We start from the raw sequence: 25,770 nt of genomic DNA, 5'->3' as shown, positions 1-25,770 counted from the left end.
CGGAAAGGTATGGACAGAAATAGTTATGTCTAATACCTATATGCCGTGAGAAGATGACCCCGAAAGGGAGAATCACGTGGCGCCGATAAAAAATGGGGCTACGCTATCGGTCACAAGGGAGGAAACCACATGACCATTTCTCGTCGCCAACTGATCCAAGGCACAGGTGCGGCCGGTGTCGCCGTCATCGGTGCCAGCATTCTGCCCAAGGCAGCCAGCGCCAGCGAATTCACCCTGCGCTTGCACCAGTTCCTGCCCGCGCAAGCCAACGTTCCGGCGCATGTTCTGGATGTCTGGGCAGACACCATCGAAGAAGAATCCGGCGGCCGCATCACCGTGGAACGCTACCCCTCCATGCAGCTCGGCGGCACGCCGCCCGACCTGATCGACCAGGCCATTGACGGCATCGCCGACGTGGTGTGGACCGTGGCGGGCTATACTCCCGGCCGCTTCCCGCGGACCGAGGTTTTTGAACTGCCCTTCATGATGACCACCGCAGGCCCGACCAGCCGCGCCTATTGGACGATGGCAGAGCGTCACATGATGGATGCCGATTTCGCGGCCTTCAAGCCGATTGCCGTCTGGGTGCACGGCCCCGGCCTGATTCACTCGGCCGATCCGATCCGCACGCCTGACGACCTCAGCGGGGTCAAGCTGCGCGCGCCGACCCGCGTGACCAACCAGATGTTCTCGAACCTCGGCGCGACCACTGTCGGTATGCCGGTTCCGGCGATCCCCGAGGCGCTGTCGCGCGGCGTGGTCGATGCGACCGTGATCCCGTGGGAAGTCGTGGGTATCCTGCGCGTGCAGGAACTTGTGGAAAACCACACCGAGTTCCCGGGCGCGTCGCTTTATACCACCAGTTTCATCTTCGGGATGCATCAGGAATCCTACGATGCGCTGCCCGCCGACCTGCAAGCGGTGATCGACGCCAACTCGGGCGCCGACCTGTCCGAATGGGCCGGGGCCACGATGCAGGAATACGATGCAGGCCCGCGCCAGCAGGCCGTGGATCGCGGCAACAACATCATCGAGCTGACCCCGGAAGAGGTGGACATGTGGCGCGAGGCGGCCCAGCCGACCATCGATGCATGGGTCGCCGAAATGGACGAAGCCGGCATGGACGGCACCGGCCTCTTGGCCGAGGCCCGCGCGCTGATCGCTGATTACAGCGCTTGATTCAGACGGCCCCTGCGCCCGCAGATGGCGCAGGGGCCATTTGATTTCCGCAATTGATGGGGGATGAGATGCCCAATCTCGTGGACCGGCTGTCCCGCGGTATGGCCGTGCTTGGCGGCATGATTCTGACGATCATCGTGATCCTCGTGTTCATCAGCGTCCTGGGGCGCGGGCTGAACACGCTTGGCAATTCCGACTGGCTGCACAGCGTCGCCAGCGGTTTCGCCGATTGGCTGATCGGCACCGGTGTCGGCCCCATCGAGGGCGATTTCGAAGTGGTCGAGTCCAGCATCGCTTTCGTGATCTTCTGCTTCCTGCCGATCTGCCAGCTTTATGGCGGGCACGCCTCGGTGGATGTCTTCACCTCGATGATGCCCGGTGGCATCAACAAATTCCTTCAGGCCCTGTGGGAGATCACCCTCACGGCTGTCCTGATCCTGATCACCGTTCAACTGTTCGTGGGCACGATGGACAAATATGAAAACGGGCAGACGTCTTTCCTGCTGCAATATCCTGTCTGGTGGGCTTATGGCGCCAGCTTCATCGCCGCAGTCGCGACCTCGTTGGTCGGGGTTTACTGCGCCGCGTCCCGCGTAATCGAGCTGGTCAGCGGCCGCGCCATTCTGCCGGGCTCCGGGGGGGCGGTCCATTGAGCATGTTCGAACTTGGGCTCTGGTCCTTTCCCGCCCTTCTTCTGCTGATCTTCCTGCGTATGCCGATCGGCCTTGCCATGTTTCTTGCCGGAACCGGCGGGCTGTGGCTGGCCACGGGAACGCCCTCCATGTTCCTTGCGCGGCTCAAGACGGAAACCTACACGACCTTTTCCAGCTACTCGCTGTCGATCGTGCCGATGTTCCTGTTGATGGGGCAGTTTGCTACGCTGTCGGGCATGTCCACGTCGCTGTTCAAGGCGGCGGAAAGCTGGCTTGGCCATCGCCGGGGTGGGGTCGCCATGGCCGCCGTCGGGGCCTGTGCGGGATTTGGCGCGATCTGCGGCTCGTCGTTGGCCACGGCCGCCACCATGGGCCGGGTCGCCCTGCCGGAACTCAAGCGCTACGGCTATTCCGGCGGCTTTTCCACCGCGACGCTTGCCGCGGGCGGCACGCTCGGCATTTTGATCCCGCCCTCGGTCATCCTCGTGATCTACGCGATCCTGACCGAGCAGAACATCGCCTCGCTCTTCCTCGCGGCCATCGTGCCGGGGGTTCTGGCGGCCTTGGGATACATCATAACCATCTCGATCTATGTCCGGGTCAATCCCGACTCGGCAGGCACCCGCCCGGCGGTTCCGATGTCCGAGCGAGTCCGCGCCATGATCGACGTCTGGCCGGTGATCCTTGTCTTCGGGCTGGTCGTGGGCGGCATCTACCTTGGCTGGTTCACGCCGACCGAAGGCGCATCGGTCGGGGCCTTCGGCACCGGTCTGATCGCCTTCTTCAACGGCACGCTGACATGGAAGGTGTTCCGCGAGAGCATCATCGCCACGGCCATCGGTTCGGCCATGATTTTCTTCATCGTCCTTGGCGCGCATCTCTATAACGGCTTCCTCGCGCTGACGCAGGTGCCGCAGACCCTGTCTGCCTTCGTGCTGGAACAAGGGTTCAGCCCGTGGATCGTGCTGGCGCTGATCCTTGTCTTCTACCTCGTCTTCGGCTGCCTGATGGACTCGCTGTCGATGATCCTGTTGACGATCCCGATCTTCTTTCCCGTCATCTCGGCGCTGGATTTCGGGTTGGTTGACATGATCTCGCTGCAATCCGCCCGTCTGGATGCGGCGATCGTCCAGGGGTTGGATGCGGCGCCAGAGTTGATACGACAGGCGCAGGATCTCTTGGCGGCGGGCACCGAGTTGACCCGTGACCAGTTCCGCGATCTGGGGATGCGCCCGGTGACGGAATACCAGTTGGAAGACGTCACCACGACCATGACGGCGATCTGGTTCGGTATCCTCGTGCTGATCGTGGTGGAAGTGGGCCTGATCACGCCGCCCGTTGGCATGAACCTGTTCATTATCAACGCGATGGACAAGGAAACGCCGATCGTCGAGACCTACAAGGCGGTGATGTATTTCGTGACTTCGGACATCGTGCGCGTGGTCATCCTCGTGCTGTTCCCGGCGATCACGCTCTTTGCGCTGCCAATCTAGGCAAGACCTGTAAATTCAGACCCCCCGGTGCGCCGGGGGTTCTTGCGTCTCTAATAGTTATGAATTATAACTATTATACAGAAGACGGAAAGGGAGGAATCGACATGCTCATTCAGGGTCAGGTGGCGCTGGTCACCGGCGGTGGCTCGGGCCTTGGCGCCGCGACCGCGCGGCATCTTGCAGGGCAGGGGGCCAAGGTGGCGATCCTCGACTTTGACGCTGACCGCGCACAGGCCGTGGCCAAGGACATCGGCGGCATTGCCTGCCCGGTGGACGTCAGCGACGAGGCCGCCGTTGGCGCCGCTGTCGAAGGCGCAGCCAAGGAACTCGGCTCGCCCCCCCGCATCGCCGTCAGCTGCGCCGGGGTCGGCATGGCCGCCCGCATCGTCGGGCGCGAAGGCAAGATGTCCTTCGACGTGTTCGAAAAGACCCTGCGCGTGAACCTCTTCGGCACCTATTACATGATGAGCCATGCCGCCCGCCTGATGGCCGAGCTCGACCCGACCGACACCGGCGAACGCGGGGTGATCATCAACACCGCATCCGTCGCGTATCAGGACGGGCAGCTTGGCCAAGCGGCCTACGCGGCCTCGAAAGGGGCGATTGCGTCCATGTGCCTGCCCGCCGCGCGGGAATTCGCGCGTTCAGGCATTCGTGTCATGTCCATCGCGCCGGGGCTGTTCCACACCCCGATGATGGAGGGCCTGCCCGAGGACGTTACCGCACAGATCACCGCCAACATCCCGTTCCCGGCCCGCCTCGGCCAGCCGCAGGAATACGCGCTGATGGCCGCCCAGATCATCGAGAACCCTTATCTCAACGGCACCACGATCCGCCTCGACGGCGCGGTCCGGCTGCCCCCGCGTTAAAAGGTCCGCCCATGTCCGATATCCTGAAAATCGAGGTCGAGGACGGCATTGCCACCCTCACCATGAACCGCCCCGGCAAGCGTAACGCCATGTGCGACGAGTTGCTGGAAGCGATTGACGCCTTCTTTTCCAAGCCCCCGGCAGAGGTGAAGGTGGCCATCCTGACCGGCACCGAGGGGCATTATTGCTCGGGTCTCGACCTGGCCGAACACAAGCAGCGCGACGCCGAAGGCACCATGCGGCATTCTCGCGGCTGGCACACGATCATGGACAAGATCCAGTATGGCGGGCTGCCGGTGGTCTCGGCCATGTTCGGCGCGGTGATCGGCGGCGGGCTGGAACTGGCCACGTCGACCCATGTGCGCATCGCCGAACCCTCCGCCATCTTCCAACTGCCCGAGGGCAAGCGCGGCATCTACGTCGGCGGCGGCGCATCGGTGCGGGTGGGGCGCATCCTTGGTGCCGACCGCATGGTCGAGATGATGTTGACGGGCCGTAAATACGGCGCCGACGAGGGGCTGGCGCTCGGACTCACGCATTACAGCGTGGGGCAGGGCGAGGCGCTGCCGCTGGCGCGCAAGCTTGCCGCACAAATCGCGTCCAACGCGCCGCTGTCCAACTACATCATGATCCAGGCGATTTCCCGCATCGAAGATATGTCCAAGGCCGACGGGCTTTTCACCGAAAGCCTCTGCGCCGCGCTTACCCAGACCAGCCCGCACGCCTTGGAGGGTCTGCAAGCCTTCCTTGAAAAGCGCGCGCCGAAATTCGGCTGATCCCATGACCAAACCCAGGCAACAAGACGCCCCGCCCGTGGTCGAGCATGTCAGCGACGACACCCTGCGCCAGTTCGTCGGCTACCACGTCAAGCGCGCCATGAACGTGATTCAGGGCGATCTGGCCAAGACGCTGCGCCCCTTCGATCTGCGCATGGTGACCTATTCGGCGCTGGTGCTGATCGTCGACAATCCGGGCCTGCGCCAATCCCAACTGGCCACCGCGATGGATGTCGAACGACCCAACCTTGTCGTCATCATCGACGAGCTGGAACGCCGCGACCTGATCCTGCGCGAGAAAGTCCCGACAGACCGCCGCGCCTATGCGCTGATGCCAACCCTTGCCGGACGCCAGCTTTGCGACAAGGCCATCGCGGCGGTCAAAGCCCACGAGGCACGTTTGCTTGCCGGCCTCGCTCCGCCCGAAATCAAAGAGGTGGTCCGGGCGCTTTCACAGATCGAGCTTCGGGGATCGGAGGAGTAATCCCATGAAACGCACGTCGAATTTCCTGCCCCACAAGGTCACGCGCCAGACCCGCGCCGATGGCACGATCCTGCTTGGCTCGGGCTACCCGCTTGGCCCCGTTGCGCGCCGCACCGGCGACTGGCTGCACAGGTGGGCGGCAGAGGCGCCGGACCGCGTCTTCCTCGCTGAACGCTCTGGCGCGGGCTGGCGATCCGAAAGCTACGCCTCGGCGTTGCAAAAGGTCCGGGCGCTGGCCGCCAGCCTGCTGGCGCGCGGCCTCGGCAACGACACGCCCATCCTGATCATGTCGGGCAACGGCGTCGATCACGGACTGCTGTCGCTGGCCGGGCAATACGCGGGCATTCCTACGGTCCCGGTGGCCGAGCAGTATTCTCTGATCCATGGCGCCCATGGCCGCCTGCGCCACGCCATCGAGCTTGTGCGCCCGAAACTGGCCTATGTGGTCGATGCCGATCAATATGGCGAGGCTCTGGCACTGGAAGCGCTGGACGGGATCGAGATCGTCGCCAGCCACCCCCATGGCCGCCCCGGCGTGACCGCCTTCGATGCCCTGCTGTCGGGCGACTCGATCGACGTGGACGCGGCCTTCGATGCCGTGACGCCCGAGACAGTGGTCAAGATCCTGATGACCTCCGGCTCCACCTCCTCGCCCAAGGGGGTGCTGACGACGCAGGGCATGATGTGCGTGAACCAGACCCAACTGGCTGACTCGCTGCCCTTCCTGCGCGCCCGCCCGCCGGTGATCGTGGACTGGCTGCCGTGGAACCACGTCTTTGGCGGCTCGCACAATTTCAACATGATGCTCGCCAATGGCGGCAGCTTCTACATCGACGACGGCAAACCGGTGCCGGGGCTTTTTGACCGGACCTTGGAAAACCTGCGGCTGATGACCGGCACGCTCAGCTTCAACGTGCCAGTGGGCTACGGGATGTTGCTCAAGGCGATGCAGGCCGATGCCGATCTGCGCCGCCGCTTCTTCGCCGATCTCGATCTGGTCTTCTACGCCGGTGCCTCGTTGCCGCAAGAGGTCTGGCAGGGATTCGAGGCGATGGCGATGGAGGTGAAGGGCGAAGTGCCCCTGATGACCACCAGTTGGGGCCTGACCGAAACCGCCCCTGCCGTGATGATGCAGCAAGAACCCATCGACCGGTCGGGCGTGGTCGGCGTGCCGATGACCGGCACCACTGTCAAGCTGATCCCCGATGCCGACATGCGCTGTGAAGTGCGCGTGAAGGGGCCCAACATCATGCCCGGATATCTCGCCGCGCCGACAAAAACCAAGGAGGCCTTCGACGACGAGGGCTTCTTCATCACCGGCGACGCGATGGTTTTCGTCGACCCTGACGACATCGACAAGGGCATGAAGTTCGACGGCCGCATTTCCGAGGATTTCAAGCTGCTGACCGGCACATGGGTGCGCGCGGCGCAACTGCGTATCGACATGCTGGCCTGCCTGTCGCCGCTGGCGTCGGATCTGGTGATCACCGGTGCCGACAAGACCGAGATCGGCGTGATGATCTTCCCCAACCGGGCCGAATTGAAAGCCGAAGGATATGCGTTGGCCGAGGCTGACGGCGCGCTGACCGACCCGCTCTTGCTTGGCGACGTGCACCGCCGTCTGGCCGAACGCGCCCGCGAAGTGTCTGGCAGTTCGTCTCGCGTGGCCCGCGCTATCGTGCTGGCGGACCCCGCCTCGATGCCCGACGGCGAGTTGACCGCCAAGGGCAACCTCAACTTCCGCAAGGTGCTGACCCGCCGCGCCAAGCTGCTCGACCGGCTCTACACCGACGCCGATCCTGCCACCGTCACGCTCTGACCGACTGCCCCCGACAGGAGGACCGACCATGGTCGATATCACCAAGATCCGCGCCATCGACATCCACACCCATGCCGAGGAACCCTGCGGTTGCCACGCCGATGACGGCTATGACGACCTGCAATCCACCATGGCCAAATATTTCCGCGCCCCGTGGGACCACCCCCCGACCGTGCCGGAAACGGCCGCCCACTACCGCGAGCAGAACATTGCCGCGGTGATCTTCCCGGTCGATGCAGAACGCGAAACCGGCTACCGGCGTTACAAGAACGAGGAAGTGGCCGAACTGGCGGCGGAAAATTCCGACGTGCTGATCCCGTTCGCGTCCATCGACCCGTGGAAGGGCAAGATGGGTGTGCGCGAAGCCAAGCGCCTGATGCGCGACTTCGGCATCAAGGGGTTCAAGTTCCACCCCACGATGCAGGGCTTCTACCCCAATGACCGCATTGCCTATGACCTCTACCGCGCGATCGAGGACGAGGGCGGCATTGCCCTTTTCCACACCGGCCAGACCGGGGTGGGCAGCGGTATGCCCGGCGGCAACGGGATGCGCCTGAAATACTCCAACCCGATGTATATGGATGACGTGGCGGTCGATTTCCCCGACCTCAAGATCATCCTCGCCCACCCGAGTTTCCCTTGGCAGGAAGAGGCGCTTGCCGTCGCCCAGCACAAGCCCAATGTCTATATCGACCTGTCCGGCTGGTCGCCCAAGTATTTCCCCGACATCCTCGTGAAATACTGTAACTCGATCCTGAAGAAAAAGGTGCTGTTCGGCTCTGACTGGCCGATGATCACGCCCGAACGCTGGCTCTCGGATTTCGAGAAGATCGCCATCAAGGACGAGCTGCGCCCCGACATCATCAAGGGCAACGCCGCGCGCCTGCTGGGGCTGGAATGATGGAGGCCCCGCGCCTGACGCCCTTCTGCACGCTTCATGTGCAGCTTGGCCCCCTGCGGGAAATGGGGCCGGGCCGCGCCGGGCAGCGGCGGATCATTCCCATTGTCGGCGGTACGGTCACGGGGCGCATCGAAGGCGATATCCTCAGTCTCGGCGCCGACTGGCAGACCATCTTTGCCGACGGGGCCGCTGATATCGACACGCGCTACGCGATGGAAACCGAGGATGGCGCGCTGATCGAGATCGTCAACAAGGGTGTGCGCCACGGCCCGCCCGAGGTGATGGCGCGGCTGGCAAAGGGCGAGGTCGTGGACCCCGCCGACTACTATTTCCACACCACCGCAAGGCTGGAAAGCGGCGACCCGCGCTATCAATGGGTCAATCACCTGATCCTCGTCGGAAGCGGGGCGCGCGGCGCCTCGGGCGTCGAGATGCATCTATTCGCCGTGGAGTAACCGCCATGAAACCCTTCACCGCCCCATTGGACGATATCCTCTTCACGCTGACCCATGTGGCGGGCGCGGACAGCACCCCCGACTGGGACGCCGACATGGCGCGCGAGATCGGCGCCCATTTCGCGGCCTTCGCGGAAGGCGAGATTGCGCCTTTGGATGAACCGGGCGACCGGCAGGGCTGCCGGCTGGAAAACGGGCGGGTGCGGATGCCCGACGGGTTCGGTGCGGTCTACAAGGCCTATACCGATCAGGGCTGGCCGGGCCTCACCGCGCCGCAAGAGCATGGCGGCCAGGGCATGGGGGCGATGATGCTCGCCATCACGTCCGAGATCTTTTCCGGGGCCAATCACAGCTTGCAGATGGTCACGGGCCTCGTCCCCGGCGCGGTCCGCGTGCTGACCCGCTTCGGCACCCCCAACCAGCAGGCCCGCCACATCCCGGGGCTTGCCTCGGGCGCGACGCTGGCCACCATGTGCCTCACGGAACCCGGCGCGGGGTCCGACCTGTCGCGCGTGCGCTGCCGCGCAACCGAGACGGGCGATCACTGGCAGATCACCGGCGAGAAGATCTTCATCTCCGGCGGCGATCAGGACATGAGCGAGGAGATCCTGCACCTCGTTCTGGCCCGCACCTCCGACAAGGGTGTCAAGGGGCTCTCGCTCTTCCTCTGTCCCTGCACAAAGGCCGACGGCACCCGCAACACCGTTACCGTGACCCGGATCGAAGAGAAGATGGGCCTCCACGCCTCGCCCACTTGCCAGTTGGCTTTCGACACCGCCGAGGCCGAGCTGATCGGGGCCGAGGGGCAGGGGCTGGCCGCCATGTTCACGATGATGAACCACGCCCGCGCCGACGTGGCGCTGCAAGGCACCGCCCATGCCGCCCGCGCCTACGATGTGGCCGCCAGCTACGCCGCCGAACGGACACAGGGCCGCAAAGCGGACGGCGCACCCGCCGTTCTCGCCGATCATGCCGATGTACAGCGCATGCTGACCGAGATCGACGCGCTCGCCCTCGGCACCCGCGCGATCAGCCACGTCGCCTTCGTGGCGATGGAACGCGGCGACGCCCCGGCGCTTGTCGATTTCCTCACCCCCGTGGCCAAGGTCGCGGGCACCGAGGGCGGCATCAAGGCCGCCGACCTGGGTATCCAGATCCTTGGTGGCTACGGCTACCTGAGCGAATACAGATTGGAACAGACCTACCGCGACGCGCGTATCACCACGATTTACGAGGGCGCGACGGGCATCCATGAACGCATGCTCGCCACCCGCCTGCTGCCCGGCCCGGCGGGCGACGCGTTCCAGGCCTTCCTCGCGGGGGAAGACACTGCTGGCCTCTTGCCGCTCTGGCATCGGGCCCGCGCCCATCTGGCGGAACAGCCCGACCCGGCCCCGCTGGCCCACGATGTCATGGTGCTGACCGTCCAGACCCTCCTCGCCGCGCTCTACGCGCGCATCGAGGCCGCCGCCGATCAACACCCCGACCCGGCCCGCCTGCGTCGCGCCGCTGCCCATGGCCGCGCCACGGCCATGGCCTTCGGCCCGGCACATGCCGCGCGCATGGGGCTCTAACCTCGACGTCAGTGTTGTCGAAAAATCCCGGCCCGAAAGGGCCGCGTGGGTCGCCGTGCGCGGAACGGGGAAATCGCAATTTGTCTGCACGCCCGGTGTACGGGGGGTGTACAGGGGGTGTATGGGTGGCGACGGCCCCTCAGGCGGTTTTTTGCGGCACGCCCAGCATCTCGCGCGCCTGTTGCCAGCGCGCCACCGGTCGCTCGTATTTCTCGCAAAGATCCACCACCCGGCCCACCAGCGCGGCATTCGACGGCGCCAGCGTGTCGCGGTCGATGCGCACGTTATCTTCCAGCCCGGTCCGCGCATGCCCGCCAGAGGAAACCGCCCACTCGTTCACCACGATCTGGTTCGGTCCGATCCCTGCGGCACACCACGGCGCGCCCGTGCCAAAGAGCCGCTTGACGGTGTGGATGTAGAAGTCGAACACCTCGCGATCGACGGGCATCGCATTCTTCACACCCATCACGAATTGCACATAGGGCGTGCCCTGAAGTTCACCCCGCTCCTGCATCGCCTTGGCCTGAAAAATATGGCTCAGATCAAAGGCTTCGATCTCGGGCTTCACGTCATACGCCCGCATCTCCGAGGCCAGCCACTCCACCAGGTCGGGCGGGTTTTCATAGACCCGCGTCGGGAAATTGTTGGACCCGACCGAGAGCGACGCCATATCGGGGCCAAGCGGCAACATGCCCCCCCGCGTCTTGCCCGCGCCCGACCGGCCCCCGGTCGAAAGCTGCACGATCATGCCGGGGCAATGCGTGTTCAGCCCCTCCAGCAGGCGGGCGAACTTTTCCGGGTCGCTCGTCGGTGACTGGTCATCGTTGCGCACATGGCAATGGGCGATACTCGCGCCCGCCTCGAAAGCCTCCTGCGTGCTTTCGATCTGTTCCGCGACGGTGATCGGCACCGCCGGGTTGTTGTCTTTCGTCGGCAGCGATCCGGTGATCGCCACGCAAATGATGCAAGGGGTGGTCATCGCGTGTCGTCCTTGAAAATAAGGCCCCCGGCGGGCACGCCGCCGGGGGGCCGGGTCTCAGATGTCGAAGAAAACCGTCTCGCCGTCGCCTTGTAACCGGATGTCGAAGCGATAGACAATTTGACCATCGCGTTCGGTCCGCTTGGCGATCAGGGTCGCGCGGCGGCGTTCCCATTCGATGAGGCCGAGCACCGGATCGGCGGCATTGGCCTCTGGCTCATCCTCGAAATAGAGCCGCGTGTTCAGCCCGACATTGATGCCGCGCGCGACGATCCACAGGTTGATATGCGGCGCCTGCATCCCGACATTCCGGCCTGGGCAACGTCCCGGCTTCACGGTGTCGAACCCCCATTCGCCGGTGGCGAAATCGGTGATCACGCGGCCCCAGCCGCGAAACCCGTCTTCGACGTCGCCGCCGCCCTCGGGATGCGCATGGTTGCCGTCCGCATTCGCCTGCCACGCTTCCAGCAGCACGTCCTTCACCGGGCTGCCGGTGCCGTCGATGACAAGGCCCTCGACACGGATGCGCTCGCCCTTGGCATTGGGGCCGGCGATGTCCCAGCCAAGCTCTTCGCGGTAGATGTCGAACCCCGCCGCACCGGGAGCAAGGCCGATATGGACGTAGGGGCCGGCTGTTTGCGAGGCGGTTTCCTTCAGATAATCAAGTGTTTGGGTCATCAGTTCCCCTCCAGCCGGTTTTCAAACAGGGTCGAGCGGCGCCCTCGCAGAACAATGTCGAACTTGTAGGCGATGGAATCGAGCGGGATCGTCGCGTTGCGGTCGAGCGCCGCGATCAGTTGCCCGATGGCGGCCTTGTCGCGGATCGTGTTGACGATCGGACAGGTTTCGATCAGCGGATCGCCCTCGAAATATATCTGCGTGATCAGGCGCTGCGTCCAGGCGTGGCCGAAAACCGACACATGGATATGCGCGGGCCGCCAGTCATTGACCCAGTTGCGCCACGGATAGGCGCCCGGCTTTACGGTGCGGAAATAGTAATAGCCGTTCTCGTCGGTGATCGTCCGGCCACAGCCGCCGAAATTCGGGTCGATCGGCGCGAGGTAGGTGTCCTTCTTGTGGCGATACCGCCCCCCCGCATTGGCCTGCCAAATTTCCACCAGCGTGTTCGGCACGGGCCGCGCGTTTTCATCCAGCACGCGGCCATGCAAGATGATCCGCTCACCGATCGCGCTCTCGCCGGACTTGGCGTAGTTGAAGATCAGGTCTTTATCGAGCGGATCGACATCGTTGTGCCCGAAGACCGGCCCGGTGACTTCCGAGATCGAGTTCTGCAACGAGATCAGCGAATATTGCGGCGAGCGCGACACGCTGGTCTTGTAATCCTTGTCGTAGGCGGGCGGATGCCACATCCGGTCCCGCTGGTAAAATTCGCCGGGGCTTGTCATGACGGCGGTCTCCTCCTTGGCTCTGGGATTTCTTGCGCGTTTCCCGGATTATTTCTGTTCCATTTCGGCATAGGTCTGCTTGGCCAGCTTCAGCGCGTGGTTGGCGCGCGGCACGCCAGCATAGATGGCGACATGCTGAAACGCCTCCAACACGTCCTGTTTGCTGGCCCCGGTGCGCGCGGTGGCGCGGATATGCATCGGGATTTCCTCGAAATTTCCCGTGGCCGCCAGCAGCGCCAGCGTGATCATCGAACGTTCCCGATCGCTGATCCCGTCAGAGGCCCAGACCGTGCCCCACGCCCCCTCGGTAATCAGGGTCTGGAACGGCTCGTCAAAGTCGGTCTTGGTTGCCTCGGCCCGGTCCACGTGGGCGTCACCCAGGATCTTGCGGCGCACGCTCATGCCTTTGTCAAAGCGGTCAGACATGGGTGGTTTCCTTCAGAAAATCGGTGAGCAGCGCGGCATAGGCGACCGGGTCTTCCACGCAGGGCAGGTGGCCCGCCCCGTCGATCACGGCAAAGCGGCTGCCAGCGATCAACTCTGCCGTGCCTCGCACCAGATCGGGTGGGCTGGCGCCATCGTGGCTGCCCGCGATGGCCAGCGTCGGCAGGGTCAATTCGCGGGTGGTCGCACTCAGGTCACAGCCAGCAATCGCCGCGCAGCAGCCCAGATAGCCCTCGACCGGGGTGCGCGTCAGCATGTTGCGCCACGCCGACAGTTCGGGACGCGCACGAAAGGCGGGCGAAAACCAGCGCTCCATAACCGCGTCGGCCATCGCGTCGATCCCGCCCGCGCGGATCGCGTCGATCCGGGTCTGCCAAATCTCGGCCTCGCCCATCTTGGCCGCCGTATTCGACAGCACCAGTGCGCGGATCAGGTCAGGGCGGCGCGCGGCCAGCCCTTGCCCGATCATCCCGCCGATAGAGAGGCCCACGAAGATGCAGTCCGTGACATCGAGCGTATCCAGCAGCGCCTCGGCATCGCTCACCAGGTCATCCATGGAATAGGGTGCACGGGGACAGTCCGACAGCCCATGCCCGCGCTTGTCGAACCGGATCACCCGCAGCCCCTCGGGCAGCAGCGGCACCAGTTGATCCCACAGCCGCAGATCGGTGCCGAGCGAGTTGGCGAAGACCACGGGCGTGCCCGCCGGATCGCCATCTTCCTGCCAAGTCAGCTTGACGCCATTTGCCTCGACCACCCGCATCAGTAGGGCAGCCCGACATAGTTGGTCGCCATGACCTTTTGTGCATCCCGGTTTTCCCGCAGAAAGGCGATGTCGGCTTGCTGCATCCGCAGATCAAAGGCGTTCATCTCGGGGAAGCGGTGCAGCAACGTCGTCATCCACCAACTGAAGCGCTCGGCCTTCCAGATTCGGGCCAGGGCCTTTTCCGAATAGCGGTCGATGCCTTCGGCGTCCTTCTCTTCATACACCTGCACAAGCGCGTTGTAGAGGTAGTGGATGTCTGACGCGGCGGTGTTCAACCCCTTGGCCCCCGTGGGCGGCACGATATGGGCGGCGTCGCCGCACAGGAACAGGCGGCCCCACCGCATCGGCTCGGTCACGAAACTGCGCAGGGGGGCGATGCTCTTCTCGATCGACGGCCCGGTCACCAGCGCGTCGGCGGCCTCTTGCGGAATGCGGCGCTTGAGTTCCTCCCAAAAGGCGGCGTCGGTCCAGTCCTCGGCATGGTCGGACAGCGAACACTGGATGTAATAGCGGCTGAGATTGGCGTTGCGCATCGAACACAGCGCAAAGCCGCGCTCGGAATTGGAATAGATCAGCTCTTCATTCACGGGGGGCGTTTCCGACAGGATGCCGAGCCAGCCGAACGGGTAGACCTTTTCGTATTCCTTGCGCACGCTCAGGGGAATGGTCTGGCGGCTGACCCCGTGGAACCCGTCGCAGCCCGCAACATAATCGCAGTCGATGCGCTTGGTTTCGCCGCCGACGGTGAAGGTCACGAACGGCGCGTCGCTATCGGCATCGTTGATAACCACGTCCTCGACATTGAAGTAGGTCTCGGCCCCCGCGGCCTCGCGCGCATCATAGAGGTCGCGGGTCACTTCCGTCTGCCCGTAGAGCACCACGGAGTCCCCGATCAACTCTTTGAAATTGATGTGGAACATGTCTTCGCCGTCGGCAATCAGCGTGCCGTCATGGATGAAACATTCCTTGTCCAGCCTGTCGGATACCCCCGCCTCGCGCATGAGGTTGACGAAGCCGGTTTCCAGAATCCCCGCCCGGATGCGTCCCAGCACATAGTCGCGCGTTTTGCGTTCCAACACCACGGCGTCAATGCCCTTGCGGTGCAGCAACTGCCCCAGCAACAGCCCCGATGGGCCACCCCCGATAATCACGACTTGCGAGCGCATTACGTTCCTCCCCGAACCGAAAGACTAGACCTCTTGCGCCAGATTTAGCATAACTCTTTAGGTGGAAATATTGATATATTGGCCGTCATGATTAACCAAACGAATAACCATAACATGCGCCGCCGTATCAAGCTGCGCCATATCCAATGCTTTACCGAGGCTGTGCGCCAACGCAGCCTCAAGGCCGCCGCCGACCGTCTGAACCTGACCCAACCGGCCATGTCCAAGACCCTGAAGGAGTTGGAAGAGATCCTTGGCAAGACCCTGTTGATCCGTACCCGCGCGGGCACAAGCCTGACCGACGCGGGCGAGGTCTTTGCCCATTTCGCGCAGATGAGTTTGTCGGCCCTCGATCACGGGCTGGATGGCATTGCGCAGCTCGACGCCACCGGCAAACGGGCCGAGGTTGCGCTGGCCGCGCTGCCGTCGGTCGCGGCCGGGTTGCTGCCGCGTGCGGTTGTGGAATTCGAGCGGCTCTTGCCAAGCGCCACCCTGCGTATCGTCGATGGCCCGGTGGCCCATCTTGTCAACCTGTTGCGCGATGGGGCCGTGGGCATGGTGCTGGGGCGGCTTGGAGAGCCGGCGCTGATGCAGAACCTTTCATTCACGCAACTCTATCAGGAAGAAGTGGACTTCGTCGTTCGCCCCAATCACCCGCTGCTGTCGGCAGGCCCGAAGATCGAGGATATCGCCAATTGGCCGGTGATCTATCCCCCCGCCGCCGCCGCGATCCGGCCCTTGGTTGAACGCTTCCTGATCGGGCACGGGGTGGGGCGGCCCAATATCGCGGTCGAAACCGTTTCGGGCGCGTTCGGCCGTGTCTATACCCGCGAAAGCGATGCGATCTGGATCATCTCGCGCGGGGTGGTCTGGAACGAACTGGCCGAGGGTCGCCTTGCGCGACTACCCTTCGACACCAGCCTGACCCGTGGCCCCGTCGGCCTTTTGCGCCGCGAAGACGCCGAGCCGAGCGCGGAAGAGGGCCTGTTCCTGTCTGCCCTGACCAAGACCATCGCCAGCATGGGGCTGGACACCGCTGGCTGAGCTGCGCCGGACCGGGGTCCGCTCTGAAAATGGTGTGGCGGCGGGGGGCTGATCCCTGCCGCCCCAAGGCCGGTCAGGTGTCGCCGAAGACGCGCCGGAAGATGGTATCGACATGCTTGGTGTGATAGTCCATGTCGAAATTTTCGTTGATCTGCTCGACGCCGAGCGCCTTGACCACATCCTCATCCGCCAGCAACTGCTCGCGGAAATCGACACGGTCTTCCCAGACCTTCAGCGCGTTCCGTTGCACCATGGCATAGGCGTCTTCGCGGCTGACGCCGGCTTGGGTCAGGGCCAGCAGCACCCGCTGGCTCATCACGAGGCCTGGAAACTTGTTCATGTTGTCCAGCATGTTTTCGGGGAAGATCAGCATCTTGTCGATCACGCCCGCCAATCTGTTCAGCGCGAAATCCAGCGTCACGGTCGCATCCGGCCCGATGCCGCGCTCGACCGAGGAATGCGAGATATCGCGTTCGTGCCACAGTGCCACGTTCTCCATCGCCGGGATCACCGTCATGCGCACCAGCCGGGCGAGGCCGGTCAGGTTCTCGGTCAGCACCGGGTTCTTCTTGTGCGGCATGGCGGACGAGCCCTTTTGGCCCATCGAGAAGAACTCGGCCCCTTCCAACACTTCCGTGCGCTGCATATGGCGGATTTCGACGGCGACGTTTTCAATCGACGAGGCGATAACACCGAGCGTGGCAAAGAACATCGCATGTCGGTCGCGCGGGATGACCTGGGTGCTGATCGGCTCTGGTGTCAGGCCCAGCATCTTGCACACATGCTCTTCGACCGCCGGGTCGATATTGGCGAAAGTGCCGACAGCGCCGGAAATCGCGCCGGTGGCCACCTCTGCGCGCGCCGCTTGCAGGCGGGCCTTGTTGCGGTCCATCTCGGCGTAAAAGCGGGCGAAGGTCAGGCCCATCGTGGTCGGTTCGGCATGAATCCCGTGGCTGCGGCCCACGCGCACGGTCATCTTGTGTTCCATCGCGCGTTTCTTCAGCGCTGCCAGCACCTTGTCGAGGTCGGCCAGCAGGATATCGGCGGCGCGCACAAGCTGCACGTTCAGGCAGGTGTCGAGCACGTCGGAACTGGTCATGCCCTGATGCACGAAACGCGCCTCGTCGCTGCCCACATGTTCGGCCAGGTGGGTGAGGAAGGCGATCACGTCATGCTTGGTAACCGCCTCGATCTCGTCGATGCGGGCCACGTCGAATTCCACGTCCTTGGCCTTCCACACGGCGTCGGCATTTTCCTTGGGGATCACGCCAAGCTCTGCCATCGCGTCGCAGGCATGGGCCTCGATCTCGTACCAGATGCGGAACTTGGTGGCGGGCTCCCAGATGGCGACCATCTCGGGGCGGGAATAGCGGGGGATCATGCGGGCAGCCTTGCTTGTCTGGTGGAATTGGCGTCGTCATAAGGGCTAGACAGGCGGACCACAAGACGAGGGGTGTCGCAGCATGGCGCTGGACCTGGCCGATTTCGAAGGCGACTGGCGGCTTGACCGGGTGATCGAGGATTCACGCGCGGGCGTGACCGGGCATCTGACGGGGCAGGCGTGTTGGCGACCGGGGCAGGGCGGGCTGATCCTGACCGAGACCGGTGAGTTGCGCTATGGAGAAGGCGCGCCGATGCGGGCCGCGCGACGGTATCTCTGGCGATCAGAGGCCGGGGGGGTTGCCGTCTATTTCGAAGATGGCCGTCCGTTCCACTGGTTCTCGGCAGACGCGCCCGCGGCGCATCACGATTGCCCGCCAGATGATTACCGGGTCGCCTACCGCTTTGACGATTGGCCAAACTGGACCGCGACATGGGATGTCACCGGCCCGCGCAAGGAGTATCGGATGGTCAGTCGCTATCGCCCCGTCACCAAGAGGTAGGTTGGATTGGCCTTGAACGTGTCCATTTTAAACTTTTTGAGGCGAGCACCGCCCCCTAGCATGGTCGCATCCGTGTTTATGTCCCTTGATGAGAATCGTTTCATGTCCCGTTCCCTTCCCGGCCTTGCCGCCGCCCTGTTTGTCCTGTCGCCTGCACTCGCCCACGCACAGGGCGCCTTTTCATGGGGTCACCATGTGAACTTCGACGCCTCCAACGTGACGTTGGTCTATGGGGTGCCGGAAACCGACAATGTCCAATTCTTCGGGCGCTGTGTCGCCGAGGGGGCAACCCCCGTCGTCCAAGCGCAGATCTGGGCTGATACCGGCGCGAATGCCAACGGCACCCCGGTGACGTTGACCGTTTCGGGAATCGGCATGGCGCCGGTGTCGATGCCGGGGGAAATAACCGGGGTGAACGCCGACGTGGGGATCACGGGCGTGGCCGTCCGTCTTGGCTTTGATGACCCGTTGTTCAACCTGATGACCAACCAGCAATCGGTGAACTACCACCTTGACGAGGGCACGCCCCTGTCGCTGTCGACCGATGGCTTTCAAGAGCATCTGGCCGGTTTCCTCGCCGCCTGTTCGGCGATGACCTCTGCCGTTGCCCCGCCCCCTGAGCCGACGATGCCCGCGCCCGGCGCTCCGGCGCTAGATCTGTCCTGCGACCGGATCGGGGAATTGCGGTCGCTGGAAGGCGTGACGCCGCAGCGCGTGACCTTCACCAATCAGGCCGATGGCGTGCGCGGTATCGTCTGGATCGACTATGATGGCGGGTTTCTCGACATGGGCGGGCTTTCTCCCGGCGAGTCGATCACCATCGACACCTACCTGACCCACCCGTTCATGATCACCGATGGCCGGGGAAATTGCACCGAGGTCATGGCCCCGGTGGCGGGTGAAGCGAGCTTTCAGATTACGGTTCCCAACGCGCCTGCCCCGTTGCCCAACCCAGCGAAATAGGGTCAAGAGCGTGTGACGTTCATTCGCCATCACGCCCCCCACTCCGACCGATTGATGCCGCATGTCCGGGGAGCGCAAAACCGGTTGCCACTTTTGCGCGACATGCTTTACCGCTTGTCCGCCTTCATCAACCGGTCCGCCTTCTTGCGGACCAGGACGCTGCGCAGATCGTGCATCGCCATCAGCAGCCGGTCGGTCACGTCCTCCAGATCCTCGTCCGAGGCGCGGCTCTGTGCCCATTGGGTGGTGAGGTTGAGGTGATCGACCGCGCGGTGAATGTCGTCGATATCGCGGCGCGCCAGCAGGGCCTCGCGTTCTTTCATCCATGTCAGGATCGCGGATTTCTCGGCATCGCTCAGCTTGTGGTCGCCATGCGCCTTGACCTTGCCGTTCTTGATGTTGATGACCGCGAGTTCGGTCATCTCGATCCGGCGCTGCCGGTTCTGGGTGTCGACCCGGAACATCACGGCACCGTTATCGCGGACCCGGAAATAATACTCTGGTAACTCTGCCATGGATGCCGCTGCCTCGCCGGTTGGCCAATCTGAGGCAACTTAAAAACCGGCGGCAGGGCTGTCAAAGCTTCTCACAGCTTGCGGGCGGCCAGAAACGGTCTGTTGTTCGATTTGTGCACCTGTGCGGCCTCGATGATTTCGAACCCCGCCGCTTCGATCTGGCGTTCCAGCGCGGCGGGCGAGAAGAACTTGACCTCCGGGGCCTTGCCCAAGAGCTGCATGACCCCGATCACGGGCCGCAGCAGCCCCATTGCTCCGCTGAGGCAGGGCGTCTTGGACAGGAAGAGCCCCCCGGACGGCAGGCGCGACGCGATGTCTCGCAACGCGGCGGGCAGGTTGGGCAGCAGGTGCAACAGGTTGAAGGCCAGCACAACGTCGAACGGTCCCTCGGGCAAATCACCCTCGCCGGGGGCGCCTTGGTGGAATGACAGGGTGCGTGCGCCTGCGTCCCACGCTTTGTCGCGGGCGATGTCCAACATCGCGCCAGAGATGTCGCTGGCCACGTAATACGCGACCGAGGGCGCCAGTTTCAGCGCCGTGGTGCCGGTGCCGCAGCCCAGTTCCAGCGCGCGGTCACCGCTGCGCAGATGGCTGCGCACCCGGTCGAGCGTTGCCTCGTAGGCGGTTTCGTCCTTGATGGGGCTGGCGGCGTATTTCGTGGCAACCTTGTCCCAGAATGCAGGGGCAGTGATCATGGCGGCATCTCCTTTGACACTGGGGATAGCGCCGGGGGCGATCAAAAGAAATTGCCGAAATACCAATTCATGATATGCAAATATGCATGGATTGGCGCAGCATAACTTATGATTGGAACCAAGTTCGGGCCTTTTTGGCTACGGTGGAAGAAGGCAACCTGTCCGCCGCCGCCCGTGCCCTCGGCCTGACGCAACCCACGCTCGGGCGCCAGGTGGCGGGGTTGGAAGAGGCGCTTGGTGTGACCTTGTTCGAAAGGGTCGGCAAGGGGCTGGTGCTGACGCAGGCCGGGCTGGAACTGGTCGATCACGTGAAAGACATGGGCGAGGCGGCGTCGCGGATTTCGCTGATCGCCACGGGCCAAAGCCAGTCGATCGAGGGGCAAGTGCGGATTTCGGCGGGCGACGGCTATGCCACCTACGTGCTGCCTGACGTGTTGGCCCGGTTGCAACAGGTGGCCCCGGCCATCGAGGTGGAAATCATCGCCTCGAACCGGCTGAGCGACCTGCGGCGGCGCGAGGCGGATATCGCCCTGCGCCATGTGCGCCCGACCGAGCCCGATCTGATCGCGCGGCTGGTGCGCAAGAGCGAGGCCCATCTTTACGCTGCGCCGGATTACCTGCGCCGCTTCGGCACGCCGCGCAGCCTGACGGATCTGGGCCACCATGTCTTCATCGGCCCCGACAGCAATTCCGAGCAGATGATGGAATACCTGCATCGTCACGGGCTCATGATCGAGCGGCGGCATTTCCGGCTTTTCTGCGAAAATACCGTGGTGACTTGGGAAATGGTGCGGCGCGGGCTGGGGATCGGGGTGATGGGGGCCGATATCGCCGAGCGCACGCCGGGAATGCAGCGGGTGCTGCCAGAGTTCACGCCGATCCCGGTGCCGCTCTGGCTGACCACGCATCGCGAGGTGCACACCAGCAAGCGCATCCGGTTGGTGTTCGACCTGCTGGCCGAGGCATTGGGGTAGGGGCCTCCCCAACTCGGTGGCCGGGGCACGATGCCTCAGCTATTTCCGCGCCCCGAAAACAGGCTTGCTTCCTCGGCCGCCTTGCGGATGGCGCGCGACTTGTTCACCGTTTCCTGAAACTCGGCCTCGGGGTCGCTGTCGTAAACCACGCCGCCACCGGCCTGGATATAAAGCTTTTCGTCCTTCAACACGGCGGTGCGCAGCGCGATGCACATATCCATGTCGCCACCGGCGCTGAAATAGCCCACGCCGCCGCCGTAGACGCCACGCTTTTCCGGCTCCAACTCGTCGATGATTTCCATCGCCCGCACCTTGGGCGCCCCGCTGACCGTGCCCGCAGGCAGGCCCGCCAGCAGGGCGGACAGCGCATCGTGATTGTCAGACAGCTCGCCCACCACGTTCGACACGATATGCATGACGTGGGAATAGCGCTCGATCACGAATTCCTCGGTCGGGCGCACCGTGCCGATCCTGGAGACCTTGCCAGTATCGTTGCGACCCAGATCCAAGAGCATCAGGTGCTCGGCCAGTTCCTTCTGGTCCGACAGGAGATCCTGTTCCAGCGCCTTGTCCTCTTCCGGCGTGGCGCCCCTTGGCCTGGTGCCTGCGATCGGACGGATGGTGACTTCGCCACCGAATACCCGCACGAGGATCTCGGGGCTTGCCCCGATCACCTGGAAGCCGCCGAAGTTGAAGAAGAACATGAAGGGCGAGGGGTTGGTGCGGCGCAAGGCCCGGTAAAGCGCGAAGGGCGGTTCGCGGAAATCCTGTGTCCAGCGTTGTGACGGCACGACCTGAAAGATGTCGCCCGCGCGGATGTAATTCTTGGCGGTCTCGACGGCGGCCAGGTAGTCGGACTTGGCAAAGTTCGACACCGGCTCGGCCACCTCATGCGCTTCGCCCATTTCGCGGGCTGCCGTGGTCGGCGCGCGTTCCAGATCGCGCACGGCGTCCATCACCCGTTCCGCTGCCTGCGCATAGGCCGCGCGGGCCGAGAGGCCGGACTCGACCCAAGCCGGGGAAACCACCGTGACCTCGCCCTTTACGCCATCGAGCACGGCAATGACCGAGGGGCGGATCAGCACCGCGTCGGGCAGGCCGAGCGGATCGGGGTTCACGTCGGGCAGATGCTCGACCAGCCGGATCATGTCGTAGCCGAGATAACCAAACAGACCGGCCGCAGCGGCGGGCAGGTCGGCGGGCATGTCTATGGCGCTTTCGGCCAGCAGGTCGCGGATCGCCTGCAGGGGCGGCACGCCACACGGCTCGAACGCGTCGCGGTCATAGCGGGCGGCGCGGTTCAGGCGGCTCTCGTCCCCCCGGCATTCCCAGATCAGGTCGGGCTTCATCCCGATGATCGAGTAGCGCCCGCGCACCTCGCCGCCGGTGACGGATTCGAGGATGAAGGAATCGCGCCCGGCATCCGACAGCTTCATCATCACCGACACAGGCGTGTCGAGGTCAGCAGCCAGCCGGGTATAGACCAGTTGGTTGTGGCCTTGTGACCAGTCTTTTTCGAACGCCTCGAAGGAGGGTGTCAGTGCCATTGTGCCTCAGGGAAACTGCGCGTTGACCGCGTTGATGACATTGGAGTCCAGCGAGATGCCGATATCGGCCTCCAACGCCTGACCATAGGCCTGGAACAGGTCGCCCGCGATGGCGTTGGAAATCTGCCGGTCAAAGACGCTTTGCATCGCAATCACGCCGGCATCGTCGCGCGCGCCGGGGGTGATCGCATCCAGCCGCACGATAAACGCAGCCCGTGCGCCGGGGATCACCACGAGGTCGCCGGGCGCATTCAGTTGGAACACCTGAGCGACGAGGGTCGGGGGCGTGTCCGGCACGAAATCCTGCCGGCGGATCTGGGTCTCGGTGGCAAGGGTCAGGTTTTGGTCGTCCAACGCGCCGGAGAGGGCCAGATTGCCCACGATCGTGTTGGCGCGCTCTTCCAGACGGCGGCGCAGTTCGGACCCGCGCCAGGCCTGTGTCACCTCGTCGGTGATGTCGGCCAGCGGCGGCACGGTCGGCGCAACCACCTCGTCCAGGCGCAGCGCGAATTCCCCGCCGTCGGACAGGCTGGTCAGTTCGGGGAAATCGCCGACCTGTGCAGCGGCGGCAGCCTCGCCAAAGGCGGCATAGGCGGCAATGCCCTGATCCGAGCCGTCGGTCCAGTCTATGGTGCCAAGCTGCATGTCGGTTTCCTGCGCCAGTTCTTCCAGCGTGGCCCCGCTGGCCAGTAGGTCGTCGAAGGTTTCAAGCTCGGCATCAATGGCGCGGCGGGCGGCGTCTTCGGCCAGTTCGGTCCGCAGGTCGGCCTGCGCCTCTTCGAACGGCACCTCGGTCGCGTCCAGAACGGCGTTGATCCGGAACAGGGCCGGGCCGAAACGGCTTTCCACCGGGCCCAGAATTTCGCTCTCGGTGTCGGAGAAGATCAATTCTGCCGCAGCGTCTGACAGGTCGCGGGCCGAAACCTCGCCCATATCCACATCGTCGATGGTCAGCCCGCGATCGGCGATCAGCGCATCATAGTCGGCTTCCCCGGCATCCAGCGCGGCCCGCGCGGCATCGGCTTCTTCCTGCGTCGGGAATACCAGACGCTCCAACAGGCGGCGTTCCGGTTGCACGTAGTCGCTGATACGCTCCTGATACAGGGCGCGCAGGTCTTCGTCGCTGATCTGCATATCGTCCTGGATCATGTCGGGCGTGATCCAGGCATAGGTGATGCGACGGGTCTCGGGGCGCTCGAACCGTTGGGTGTTCTCGTCGTAATAGGTTTGCAGGTCGCCCTCGGTCGGGGCGGTCAACCCGGCAGAGAGGTTGGCTTCGGTCACGCGGGCGATGGTGAAATCACGGGTTTCGGTTTGGAACGCGACCATGGCCTGCGCGAAGGTGCCGGGCATGGTCAGCCCGCCCACAATCGCATCCTGAAGAATTTGCCGCGACACGTCTTCGCGGATCGTTTCCTCGAACTGGTCGGTGGTGTAACCCGCTTGGCTCAGCGCATATTCGTAGGTGTCGCGGTCGAATGCGCCGGTCGGGCCCTGAAAGCTCTGGTTGCTGCGAATCTGGCTGGCAACCTCGTCGTCGCCCACTGACAGGCCCATGCGTCCCGCCTCGTGGGCGAGTGCGGCCCGCGCGACCAGCCCGTCGAGGATGGCCCGGTCGATACCGGCGGCCCGCAGGGCCGACAAGGTTTGGTAGGGGCCGCCTTGGGCCGACTGTGCGCGCAGTTCAGACTGGATAGCGCGGGAATATTCATTGGCCGTGATCGCACTGGTGCCGACGCGCCCGACCTCGGTGGCGCTGCCGCCGAAATTGCCGATGCCAAAGCCGCCAAGCCCCGCCACGAGAAGCAGCAACAGCCCCCACACGATAAAGTCGGAGGCTTTTTTCTTCTTGCGTTCGGCCATGCCTGCACTCTCCCTGGTTTGGCCCGCGGTTCGGGACCTGCAGCGCAGGTTTATTGGCAAGCTGCAAAGGGAGCAAGGCCCTCAGAAGGAAAGCGCGGCAAGACGGCGCCCGACCTCGGCCAATCCTTGTGCATCGGCGTTGGCAAAGGCCAACCGCAGCGACCCTTCGGCCAGCCCGTCTCCGCCCTCGTCGCGCAGCGGGCCGAACATGGTGCCGGGCAGGGTCAACAGGCCCGCGTCGCCCACCATGCGCCGGGCCACGTCATCCGAGCGCATGTCGAACGGATGGCGCACATAGGCGAAATAGGCGCCGCAACCGAGCAGTTCCCACCCGGACAGCCGCTGGAAGGCGCTTTCCATCGCCGCACGGCGCGCGAGGATTTCCAGCCGTTCACCGGCCAGCCAGTCAGACAGGTTCCGCATCCCCCAGAGGGCCCCGATCTGGCCGATCTGGCTGGGGCAAATGGCGACGGAGTCGAGGAATTTCTCGACCTCGAACAGCCGGGAGGGCGCGGCCACGATGGCCCCCACGCGATGCCCGGTCAGCCGGTAGGACTTGGAGAAGGAATAGAGATGGATCAGGGTATCGTCCCAGTCGGGATCGGCAAAGAGGTCGTGCGGCGCGCCCTCTCGGCTGTCGAAATCGCGGTAAGTCTCGTCTACAATCAGGGCGATCTGGCGGCGGCGACAGAGGTCGCGGAAGGCCGCCAGCACATCTGCCGGGTATTCCACGCCGCCGGGATTGTTTGGCGAAATCAGAACGATGGCGCGGGTGCGGTCGCAGATCAGCGCCTCGGCGGCCTGTGGGTCGGGGATCAGGCTTTCTCCGGTCGAGAGCGTTTTTGCCTCGATCCCGTTCATGTCGAGCCACATCTTGTGGTTGAAGTAATAGGGTGTCGGCAGGATCACCGCATCGCCCGCCTGCGCCAGCGTTGCCGTCACCGCGCAAAAGGCCTGATTGCAGCCCGAGGTGATTGCCACCTGATCGGCCCGCACGCCGCCGCCGTAATGGCCGCCGGTCTGGCTGGCCAGTTCGGCGCGCAATTCCGGCAGGCCCAGAACCGGACCGTAAAGGTGGCTTTCGGGCCGGGTCAGCAGCGCGTTGGCCATGGCCTGACGCAGTGGTTCGGGGGGCGGATCGACCGGCGCCGCCTGGCTCAGGTTGATCAGTGGCCGGTCGTCGGCAAAGGTGACCCCCTCGATCCAGCGCCGCGCCTCCATCACCGGGGGCGGAAAGGTGGCGGCGAATCTGGGGTTCAGCACATGCATCTGGGGCCTCCGACAGGGCGTCCGGCTAGGGGTTTCAAAACGTCCCCGCCGGG

26 protein-coding genes are annotated in these 25,770 nt (G+C 64.2%); 14 read left to right on the top strand and 12 right to left on the bottom strand.

Translation table 11 applies throughout. The annotated features are described in order from the left end of the window. Positions 1-129: 129 nt before the first annotated feature. The 10 genes from BKY27_RS11755 to BKY27_RS11710 all read left to right on the top strand — a co-directional run bounded on the left by BKY27_RS11755 (position 130) and on the right by BKY27_RS11710 (position 10,203). Positions 130-1,179 carry a TRAP transporter substrate-binding protein gene (locus BKY27_RS11755; protein WP_071674679.1) on the top strand — a complete coding sequence of 350 codons (1,050 nt, stop codon included), beginning with the start codon at positions 130-132 and terminating at the stop codon, positions 1,177-1,179. Between the two features lie 68 nt (positions 1,180-1,247). After that, positions 1,248-1,832: a TRAP transporter small permease gene (locus tag BKY27_RS11750; RefSeq protein WP_071674764.1), complete on the top strand. Its 585-nt coding sequence runs from the start codon at positions 1,248-1,250 to the stop codon at positions 1,830-1,832. Continuing rightward, positions 1,829-3,325, top strand: a complete 1,497-nt coding sequence (locus BKY27_RS11745) for a TRAP transporter large permease (RefSeq protein WP_071674678.1) — start codon at positions 1,829-1,831, stop codon at positions 3,323-3,325. Before BKY27_RS11750 ends, BKY27_RS11745 begins: the two co-directional genes overlap by 4 nt. A gap of 104 nt (positions 3,326-3,429) precedes the next feature. Continuing rightward, positions 3,430-4,194, top strand: coding sequence for an SDR family NAD(P)-dependent oxidoreductase (locus tag BKY27_RS11740; protein ID WP_071674677.1), 765 nt, complete (start codon positions 3,430-3,432; stop codon positions 4,192-4,194). Between the two features lie 11 nt (positions 4,195-4,205). Continuing rightward, the gene (locus BKY27_RS11735) at positions 4,206-4,970 is read left to right on the top strand and encodes a crotonase/enoyl-CoA hydratase family protein (RefSeq protein ID WP_071674676.1); all 765 of its coding nucleotides are present in this window, start codon (positions 4,206-4,208) and stop codon (positions 4,968-4,970) included. A 4-nt stretch (positions 4,971-4,974) separates the two neighbouring features. Then, the gene (locus tag BKY27_RS11730) at positions 4,975-5,454 is read left to right on the top strand and encodes a MarR family winged helix-turn-helix transcriptional regulator (RefSeq protein ID WP_071674675.1); all 480 of its coding nucleotides are present in this window, start codon (positions 4,975-4,977) and stop codon (positions 5,452-5,454) included. Positions 5,455-5,458: 4 nt separating this feature from the next. Beyond that, positions 5,459-7,273, top strand: a complete 1,815-nt coding sequence (locus BKY27_RS11725; protein WP_071674674.1) for a feruloyl-CoA synthase — start codon at positions 5,459-5,461, stop codon at positions 7,271-7,273. A 28-nt stretch (positions 7,274-7,301) separates the two neighbouring features. After that, the gene (locus BKY27_RS11720) at positions 7,302-8,174 is read left to right on the top strand and encodes an amidohydrolase family protein (RefSeq protein WP_071674673.1); all 873 of its coding nucleotides are present in this window, start codon (positions 7,302-7,304) and stop codon (positions 8,172-8,174) included. Then, a complete protein-coding gene (locus BKY27_RS11715) occupies positions 8,171-8,629 on the top strand; it encodes a DUF3237 domain-containing protein (RefSeq protein WP_233491825.1) in 459 nt (152 codons plus the stop codon). The genes BKY27_RS11720 and BKY27_RS11715 overlap by 4 nt, the downstream gene beginning before the upstream one ends. Before the next feature lie 5 nt (positions 8,630-8,634). Further along, entirely contained in the window at positions 8,635-10,203 is a 1,569-nt protein-coding gene (locus BKY27_RS11710) for an acyl-CoA dehydrogenase family protein (protein WP_071674671.1), read from the top strand. Positions 10,204-10,342: 139 nt separating this feature from the next. Here the strand turns inward: BKY27_RS11710 and BKY27_RS11705 are convergent, their stop codons facing one another. Genes BKY27_RS11705 through pobA form a run of 6 tightly spaced genes read right to left on the bottom strand, consistent with a single transcriptional unit; the run spans position 10,343 to position 14,964 of the window. Then, positions 10,343-11,182, bottom strand: coding sequence for a BKACE family enzyme (locus BKY27_RS11705; protein ID WP_071674670.1), 840 nt, complete (start codon positions 11,180-11,182; stop codon positions 10,343-10,345). 57 nt (positions 11,183-11,239) lie between these two features. Next, complete coding sequence (gene pcaG, locus BKY27_RS11700; RefSeq protein ID WP_071674669.1) at positions 11,240-11,860, bottom strand: protocatechuate 3,4-dioxygenase subunit alpha; 621 nt, start codon at positions 11,858-11,860, stop codon at positions 11,240-11,242. After that, positions 11,860-12,588 carry a protocatechuate 3,4-dioxygenase subunit beta gene (gene pcaH, locus BKY27_RS11695; RefSeq protein WP_071674668.1) on the bottom strand — a complete coding sequence of 243 codons (729 nt, stop codon included), beginning with the start codon at positions 12,586-12,588 and terminating at the stop codon, positions 11,860-11,862. Before pcaH ends, pcaG begins: the two co-directional genes overlap by 1 nt. A 48-nt stretch (positions 12,589-12,636) precedes the next feature. After that, on the bottom strand, positions 12,637-13,014 hold the full coding sequence (gene pcaC / locus BKY27_RS11690; protein ID WP_071674667.1) for a 4-carboxymuconolactone decarboxylase: 378 nt from the start codon (positions 13,012-13,014) through the stop codon (positions 12,637-12,639). Next, the gene (gene pcaD, locus BKY27_RS11685; protein ID WP_071674666.1) at positions 13,007-13,795 is read right to left on the bottom strand and encodes a 3-oxoadipate enol-lactonase; all 789 of its coding nucleotides are present in this window, start codon (positions 13,793-13,795) and stop codon (positions 13,007-13,009) included. The genes pcaC and pcaD overlap by 8 nt, the downstream gene beginning before the upstream one ends. Continuing rightward, positions 13,795-14,964, bottom strand: a complete 1,170-nt coding sequence (gene pobA / locus BKY27_RS11680; protein WP_071674665.1) for a 4-hydroxybenzoate 3-monooxygenase — start codon at positions 14,962-14,964, stop codon at positions 13,795-13,797. The genes pcaD and pobA overlap by 1 nt, the downstream gene beginning before the upstream one ends. Before the next feature lie 114 nt (positions 14,965-15,078). Here pobA and pcaQ point away from each other — a divergent pair, with 114 nt between their 5' ends. Further along, a complete protein-coding gene (gene pcaQ / locus BKY27_RS11675; RefSeq protein WP_233491824.1) occupies positions 15,079-16,008 on the top strand; it encodes a pca operon transcription factor PcaQ in 930 nt (309 codons plus the stop codon). Between the two features lie 73 nt (positions 16,009-16,081). On the opposite strand, the gene purB is transcribed toward pcaQ, so the two are convergent. Beyond that, positions 16,082-17,389, bottom strand: a complete 1,308-nt coding sequence (purB, locus tag BKY27_RS11670) for an adenylosuccinate lyase (protein ID WP_071674663.1) — start codon at positions 17,387-17,389, stop codon at positions 16,082-16,084. A gap of 82 nt (positions 17,390-17,471) precedes the next feature. Between purB and BKY27_RS11665 the strand changes: the two genes are divergently transcribed. Both BKY27_RS11665 and BKY27_RS11660 read left to right on the top strand, forming a co-directional pair. After that, positions 17,472-17,891 carry a DUF6314 family protein gene (locus tag BKY27_RS11665; protein WP_071674662.1) on the top strand — a complete coding sequence of 140 codons (420 nt, stop codon included), beginning with the start codon at positions 17,472-17,474 and terminating at the stop codon, positions 17,889-17,891. A gap of 102 nt (positions 17,892-17,993) precedes the next feature. Beyond that, positions 17,994-18,854, top strand: a complete 861-nt coding sequence (locus BKY27_RS11660) for a VHL beta domain-containing protein (protein WP_158514979.1) — start codon at positions 17,994-17,996, stop codon at positions 18,852-18,854. A 107-nt stretch (positions 18,855-18,961) separates the two neighbouring features. On the opposite strand, the gene BKY27_RS11655 is transcribed toward BKY27_RS11660, so the two are convergent. Next, positions 18,962-19,369, bottom strand: coding sequence for a hypothetical protein (locus tag BKY27_RS11655; RefSeq protein WP_071674660.1), 408 nt, complete (start codon positions 19,367-19,369; stop codon positions 18,962-18,964). Positions 19,370-19,440: 71 nt separating this feature from the next. Next, positions 19,441-20,064 carry a class I SAM-dependent methyltransferase gene (locus tag BKY27_RS11650; RefSeq protein WP_199559100.1) on the bottom strand — a complete coding sequence of 208 codons (624 nt, stop codon included), beginning with the start codon at positions 20,062-20,064 and terminating at the stop codon, positions 19,441-19,443. Positions 20,065-20,150: 86 nt separating this feature from the next. Here BKY27_RS11650 and BKY27_RS11645 point away from each other — a divergent pair, with 86 nt between their 5' ends. Next, positions 20,151-21,038: a LysR family transcriptional regulator gene (locus BKY27_RS11645; RefSeq protein WP_199559099.1), complete on the top strand. Its 888-nt coding sequence runs from the start codon at positions 20,151-20,153 to the stop codon at positions 21,036-21,038. Between the two features lie 35 nt (positions 21,039-21,073). Here BKY27_RS11645 and trpE read toward each other — a convergent pair whose 3' ends face one another. The 3 genes from trpE to BKY27_RS11630 form a co-directional block, all read right to left on the bottom strand. Continuing rightward, entirely contained in the window at positions 21,074-22,585 is a 1,512-nt protein-coding gene (gene trpE, locus BKY27_RS11640; RefSeq protein ID WP_071674658.1) for an anthranilate synthase component I, read from the bottom strand. A 6-nt stretch (positions 22,586-22,591) separates the two neighbouring features. After that, a complete protein-coding gene (locus tag BKY27_RS11635; RefSeq protein ID WP_071674657.1) occupies positions 22,592-24,448 on the bottom strand; it encodes a peptidylprolyl isomerase in 1,857 nt (618 codons plus the stop codon). 81 nt (positions 24,449-24,529) lie between these two features. After that, positions 24,530-25,717: an aminotransferase gene (locus tag BKY27_RS11630; protein ID WP_071674656.1), complete on the bottom strand. Its 1,188-nt coding sequence runs from the start codon at positions 25,715-25,717 to the stop codon at positions 24,530-24,532. Positions 25,718-25,770 lie beyond the last annotated feature (53 nt).

Source organism: Nioella nitratireducens (assembly GCF_001879715.1).
GTDB classification, from domain to species: Bacteria; Pseudomonadota; Alphaproteobacteria; order Rhodobacterales; family Rhodobacteraceae; genus Nioella; species Nioella nitratireducens.
Note: the sequence above shows the minus strand (reverse complement) of the source record. Positions and strands in the feature narration are given on the sequence as shown.

Bases quoted from the DNA above. Each gene is read 5' to 3' on its own strand.
- BKY27_RS11755 (WP_071674679.1), top strand. From the start codon at position 130: ATGACCATTTCTCGTCGCCAACTGATCCAAGGCACAGGTGCGGCCGGT.
- BKY27_RS11750 (WP_071674764.1), top strand. From the start codon at position 1,248: ATGCCCAATCTCGTGGACCGGCTGTCCCGCGGTATGGCCGTGCTTGGC.
- BKY27_RS11740 (WP_071674677.1), top strand. From the start codon at position 3,430: ATGCTCATTCAGGGTCAGGTGGCGCTGGTCACCGGCGGTGGCTCGGGC.
- BKY27_RS11735 (WP_071674676.1), top strand. From the start codon at position 4,206: ATGTCCGATATCCTGAAAATCGAGGTCGAGGACGGCATTGCCACCCTC.
- BKY27_RS11730 (WP_071674675.1), top strand. From the start codon at position 4,975: ATGACCAAACCCAGGCAACAAGACGCCCCGCCCGTGGTCGAGCATGTC.
- BKY27_RS11725 (WP_071674674.1), top strand. From the start codon at position 5,459: ATGAAACGCACGTCGAATTTCCTGCCCCACAAGGTCACGCGCCAGACC.
- BKY27_RS11720 (WP_071674673.1), top strand. From the start codon at position 7,302: ATGGTCGATATCACCAAGATCCGCGCCATCGACATCCACACCCATGCC.
- BKY27_RS11715 (WP_233491825.1), top strand. From the start codon at position 8,171: ATGATGGAGGCCCCGCGCCTGACGCCCTTCTGCACGCTTCATGTGCAG.
- BKY27_RS11710 (WP_071674671.1), top strand. From the start codon at position 8,635: ATGAAACCCTTCACCGCCCCATTGGACGATATCCTCTTCACGCTGACC.
- BKY27_RS11705 (WP_071674670.1), bottom strand. From the start codon at position 11,182: ATGACCACCCCTTGCATCATTTGCGTGGCGATCACCGGATCGCTGCCG.
- pcaG (WP_071674669.1), bottom strand. From the start codon at position 11,860: ATGACCCAAACACTTGATTATCTGAAGGAAACCGCCTCGCAAACAGCC.
- pcaH (WP_071674668.1), bottom strand. From the start codon at position 12,588: ATGACAAGCCCCGGCGAATTTTACCAGCGGGACCGGATGTGGCATCCG.
- pcaC (WP_071674667.1), bottom strand. From the start codon at position 13,014: ATGTCTGACCGCTTTGACAAAGGCATGAGCGTGCGCCGCAAGATCCTG.
- pcaD (WP_071674666.1), bottom strand. From the start codon at position 13,795: ATGCGGGTGGTCGAGGCAAATGGCGTCAAGCTGACTTGGCAGGAAGAT.
- pobA (WP_071674665.1), bottom strand. From the start codon at position 14,964: ATGCGCTCGCAAGTCGTGATTATCGGGGGTGGCCCATCGGGGCTGTTG.
- pcaQ (WP_233491824.1), top strand. From the start codon at position 15,079: ATGCGCCGCCGTATCAAGCTGCGCCATATCCAATGCTTTACCGAGGCT.
- purB (WP_071674663.1), bottom strand. From the start codon at position 17,389: ATGATCCCCCGCTATTCCCGCCCCGAGATGGTCGCCATCTGGGAGCCC.
- BKY27_RS11665 (WP_071674662.1), top strand. From the start codon at position 17,472: ATGGCGCTGGACCTGGCCGATTTCGAAGGCGACTGGCGGCTTGACCGG.
- BKY27_RS11660 (WP_158514979.1), top strand. From the start codon at position 17,994: ATGTCCCGTTCCCTTCCCGGCCTTGCCGCCGCCCTGTTTGTCCTGTCG.
- BKY27_RS11655 (WP_071674660.1), bottom strand. From the start codon at position 19,369: ATGGCAGAGTTACCAGAGTATTATTTCCGGGTCCGCGATAACGGTGCC.
- BKY27_RS11650 (WP_199559100.1), bottom strand. From the start codon at position 20,064: ATGATCACTGCCCCTGCATTCTGGGACAAGGTTGCCACGAAATACGCC.
- BKY27_RS11645 (WP_199559099.1), top strand. From the start codon at position 20,151: ATGGATTGGCGCAGCATAACTTATGATTGGAACCAAGTTCGGGCCTTT.
- trpE (WP_071674658.1), bottom strand. From the start codon at position 22,585: ATGGCACTGACACCCTCCTTCGAGGCGTTCGAAAAAGACTGGTCACAA.
- BKY27_RS11635 (WP_071674657.1), bottom strand. From the start codon at position 24,448: ATGGCCGAACGCAAGAAGAAAAAAGCCTCCGACTTTATCGTGTGGGGG.
- BKY27_RS11630 (WP_071674656.1), bottom strand. From the start codon at position 25,717: ATGCATGTGCTGAACCCCAGATTCGCCGCCACCTTTCCGCCCCCGGTG.